The following is a 4,153-nucleotide window of genomic DNA, read 5'->3' as shown; positions in this document are numbered from 1 at the left end:
TCGGCGACCGGGCCGCGGTCCTGGCCGAGGTCGCCCGGACCCTCGCCGACCACCAGGCCCGGCTGCGCCACTACCAGCAGCTCGCCCAGCGCGACCACCCCGACCCTGCCGGCCTGCGCGGCCACGACCTGGACACCTACCTGGTGCTCCTGGGCGGCCTGCGGCTGGAGGAGTTCTGGGTGTCCTGGCTGACCGAGTGCCTGGCCGCGCACGGCCTGCCCACCCCCTCGAGCACCGCACCGGTTCTTGCCACCCACGGAGGAGAGCGATGAGCACCACCTACCCCCACCTGATGGCCCCGCTGACCCTGGGGTCGCTCACGTTGCGCAACCGCGTGGTGATGGGCTCCATGCACACGGGCCTGGAGGACCGTGCCTGGGACCTGCCCAAGCTGACGGCGTACTTCGCCGAGCGCGCCCGGGGCGGCGTCGGGCTGATCGTCACCGGCGGCTACGCGCCCACCAAGCGCGGCTGGCTCAAGCCCTTCGCCTCCGAGATGACCAACCGCCTGCAGGCCATGCGGCACCGCGACGTCACCGCCGCCGTGCACGAGGAGGGCGGCGCGATCGCGCTCCAGGTGCTGCACGCGGGCCGGTACGGTTACCACCCGCTCAGCGTGGGGGCCTCCGACCGCCGGTCGCCGATCACCCCGTTCAAGCCGTCGGCCCTGTCCACCAAGGGCGTCCACGACACCGTGAACGCGTTCGCCCACTCGGTCGCGCTGGCCCGCAAGGCGGGGTACGACGCCGTCGAGATCATGGGCTCGGAGGGCTACCTCATCAACCAGTTCCTCGCCGCGCGGACCAACGACCGCGAGGACCACTGGGGAGGCACCGCCACCAACCGGATGCGGTTCCCGGTCGAGATCGTGCGGCGCTCCCGGGAGCTGGTCGGGGAGGACTTCCCGATCATCTACCGGATCTCGCTGCTCGACCTGGTCGAGGGCGGCCAGACGTGGGAGGAGACCCTCGAGCTCGCGGCACTGCTGCAGGAGCACGGGGTGAGCGCCTTCAACACCGGGATCGGCTGGCACGAGGCACGGGTCCCGACGATCATCACCCAGGTCCCCCGGGCGGCCTGGCGCTCGCTGACGGCGCGGCTGAAGGCCGCCGTCGACGTGCCCGTGTGCGCCTCGAACCGGATCAACACTCCCGAGGTCGCCGAGGACATCCTGGCCTCCGGGGACGCCGACCTGGTCTCGATGGCGCGCCCGCTGCTGGCCGACCCGGCGTTCGTCGCCAAGGCCGCGGCCGGCCGTGCCGACGAGATCAACACCTGCATCGCCTGCAACCAGGCCTGCCTGGACCACGCCTTCGCCAACAAGCCGGTCTCCTGCCTGGTCAACCCGCGCGCCTGCCACGAGACCACGCTGGTGCTCTCGCCGCTGCGCAGCGCGCCCACCGTCGCCGTCGTCGGGGCGGGCCCGGCCGGTCTGGCGGCGGCCGTCTCGGCCGCCGAGCGCGGCTGCCTGGTGACCCTGTTCGAGAGCAGCGACGAGCTGGGTGGCCAGTTCCGGCTGGCCATGCGGATCCCCGGCAAGGAGGAGTTCGCGGAGACCCTGCGCTACTACCGGCGCCGGATGGAGGTGCTCGGGGTCGACGTACGCCTCGGTGAGCCGGGCACGGTCGAGGCGCTCGCGTCGTACGACGAGGTGGTCGTGGCGACCGGTGTCGTGCCCCGCCTTCCGGACCTGCCCGGCATCGACCACCCGAGCGTGGCGTCCTACGCCGCGGTGCTCTCCGGAGCGGTCGTGCCCGGCCGCCGGGTGGCGGTGCTCGGCGCCGGCGGCATCGGGGTGGACGTGGCCCACTTCCTCACCCACGACCCCGCCGAGACCGTCGACGACTGGATGGCCCACTGGGGGGTCGGCGACCCGGCCGTGCACCCGGGCGGGCTCAGCGAGCCCAAGCCCCGGGTCCCGATCCGGGAGGTGACCCTGCTTCAGCGCAAGACGACCCCCATCGGGATCGCGCTGGGCAAGACCTCGGGCTGGGCCCACCGCGCGGTGCTCAAGCAGAGCGGCGTGCGCCAGCTCACCGGCGTCACCTACGACCGGATCGACGACGAGGGCCTGCACGTCACCCTCGCCGACGGCCCCCAGGTGCTGGCCGTGGACCAGGTGGTGGTCTGCGCCGGCCAGGAGTCGGTGCGCGACCTCTTCGACGCGCTGGTCGCGGCGCGCGGCGCCGACAGCGTCCACCTGGTCGGTGGGGCCGACGTGGCCGCCGAGCTGGACGCCAAGCGCGCCATCGACCAGGGCACCCGGGTGGCCGCGGCCCTGGCGGAGCGCTGAGTGGGCGACGCGCTGCTCCGCGACCTCACCGACGACGAGGCCCGCCGCGCACTGGTGTGCAAGTGGGGCTCGGTCGACCCGGACGTGCTGCCCGCCTGGGTCGCCGAGATGGACTACGCGCTCGCCCCGCCGGTGGTGGCGGCGGTGACCGCGGCCGTGGCGGCGGGGATGACCGGCTACCCGCGGTTCGAGCGCGGCGGCGCCCTGGGCGAGGCGTACGCCGCCTTCGCGCGGCGCCACTACGGCCATCAGGTCGATCCCGGCCAGGTGCTGCCGGTCGTCGACGTGACCTCGGGGGTCCGGCTGCTGCTGGACGTGCTCTCCGATCCGGGACCGATGGTGATGCCGCTGCCGGCCTACCACCCCCAGCTCGACATCGCCCAGGTCACCGGTCGCCGGCGGGTCGACCTGGTCGTGGACCCCGACGCCGCCCGGGCCGAGCTGGACCTGGACCGGCTCGACGCCCTCCTCGCCGCCGGGGCCCGCACCCTGCTGCTGACCCAGCCGCACAACCCGTGGGGCCGCGCCTTCAGCAGGGCCGAGCTGGAGGGCGTGCGGGACGTGGTGGTGCGCCACGGCGCCCGGGTGATCAGCGACGAGATCCACGCGCCGCTCGTGCTGCCCGGCGCCGAGCACGTGCCCTACCTCTCGCTGGACGGCACCGCCGAGCACGCGGTGGCCGTGGTCGCCGCGTCCAAGGCCTTCAACACCGCCGGTCTGCGCTGCGCCCAGATCGTCACCGCCGACCCGGCCACGCTGGAGCGGCTGCTGCGCGCGCCGATGGCCCGCAACGACTCGTGGTCACCGTTGGGCGTGGTGGCCGCGGTGGCGGCGTACACCGACGGAGACCCGTGGCTCGCCGCCCTGGTCGACCGGCTGGCCGCCCAGCGTGAGCTGCTCACGGCGCTGCTGGCCGAGCACCTGCCCGAGGCGCGGATGCGGCCGCTGGAGGCGACGTACCTGGCCTGGCTGGACCTGCGCGCCTACGGGTACGCCGACCCGGCGGCACGGGTGCTGGAACGGGGGCGGGTGAAGACGGCTCCCGGCCACCACTACCACCCCGGGCTTACCGGGCACCTCCGGCTCAACATCGCCACCTCGCCGCAGCGGCTGACCGAGATCGTCCGGCGGATGGCCGACGCGCTGGTCACCGAACCGGAGCCTGCTCCCCGCTGAGCCCCGGTCCTGCCTCGAGGAGCCGGCTCGGCACGAAACCGTCCCAGCGGCGGCGCAGCCGGTCGGGCTCGAGGAAGGAGTCGACCTCGGCCTCCCAGGTGTGCCCGGAGTCGCCGCGGTGCAGGACGTAGCCCAACCCGTGCGTGCGGTAGACGCTGCCCCCCGCAGCGAGCAGGTCGGCGAGCAGGGAGGCGTCCACGTAGCGGCGGACCGGCCGGAAGCTCCCCAGCGCCCGCAGCACGGAACGGTCGACCATCAGGGTGCCGCCGGCGACGAACCGGCCGAACCCCTCGCTCCAGTCGTCACTGCGCACGGTGACGTCGAGGGGGGCGAGGTAGGCGAACTCCGCCGGCATGCCCACCAGCTCCGCGCCGCTGTAGTCCCGGGCCAGCAGCAGGTCGGTGACGAAGTCGGGGCCGTACCAGTCGTCGTCGTCCATCTTCACCACCACGTCCCCGGAGGCCGCGTCGGCCGCGCCGGCCAGCACGTCCCCGAACAGGACCTCGGCGTCCCGGGGCACCAGGACCGTGCGCACCTGGTCGCCGGCCAGCTCGCTCACCCGCCGCGGGTCGGCCCGGAAGCCGTGCGGGGCGAGCACGAGCTCGAGGGCGACGCCGCGCTGGCGGCGTACCTGGGCCAGGGCGTGCTCGAGCCGCTCGGGCCGGCGGGTGGCCAGGACCACGC

The 4,153-nt window shown here is 74.4% G+C and carries 4 protein-coding genes; 3 read left to right on the top strand and 1 reads right to left on the bottom strand.

Annotation, left to right across the window (positions count from 1 at the left end; translation table 11 throughout):
- The 3 genes from PLP61_RS15360 to PLP61_RS15350 all read left to right on the top strand — a co-directional run.
- Nucleotides 1-272: virulence activator alpha C-terminal domain-containing protein (locus PLP61_RS15360; protein WP_502889083.1), on the top strand; the 272-nt coding region annotated here is incomplete at its 5' end.
- Complete coding sequence (locus PLP61_RS15355) at nt 269-2,293, top strand: oxidoreductase (RefSeq protein WP_324503630.1); 2,025 nt, start codon at nt 269-271, stop codon at nt 2,291-2,293. The genes PLP61_RS15360 and PLP61_RS15355, both read left to right, overlap by 4 nt.
- Nucleotides 2,294-3,469, top strand: coding sequence for a MalY/PatB family protein (locus PLP61_RS15350; RefSeq protein WP_324503629.1), 1,176 nt, complete (start codon nt 2,294-2,296; stop codon nt 3,467-3,469). It abuts the gene before it with no gap.
- Here the strand turns inward: PLP61_RS15350 and PLP61_RS15345 are convergent.
- Nucleotides 3,441-4,153: hypothetical protein (locus PLP61_RS15345; RefSeq protein WP_324503628.1), on the bottom strand; the 713-nt coding region annotated here is incomplete at its 5' end. The genes PLP61_RS15350 and PLP61_RS15345 overlap by 29 nt on opposite strands.

The sequence above is a fragment of the Nocardioides sp. genome (assembly GCF_035429765.1).
Lineage (GTDB): Bacteria > Actinomycetota > Actinomycetes > Propionibacteriales > Nocardioidaceae > Nocardioides.
The sequence above is the reverse complement of the archived record's forward strand: the minus strand, read 5'-3'. Positions and strand labels throughout refer to the sequence as shown.

Excerpts from the sequence above, each read along its gene's own strand:
- PLP61_RS15355 (WP_324503630.1), top strand. The coding sequence starts at position 269 with ATGAGCACCACCTACCCCCACCTGATGGCCCCGCTGACCCTGGGGTCG.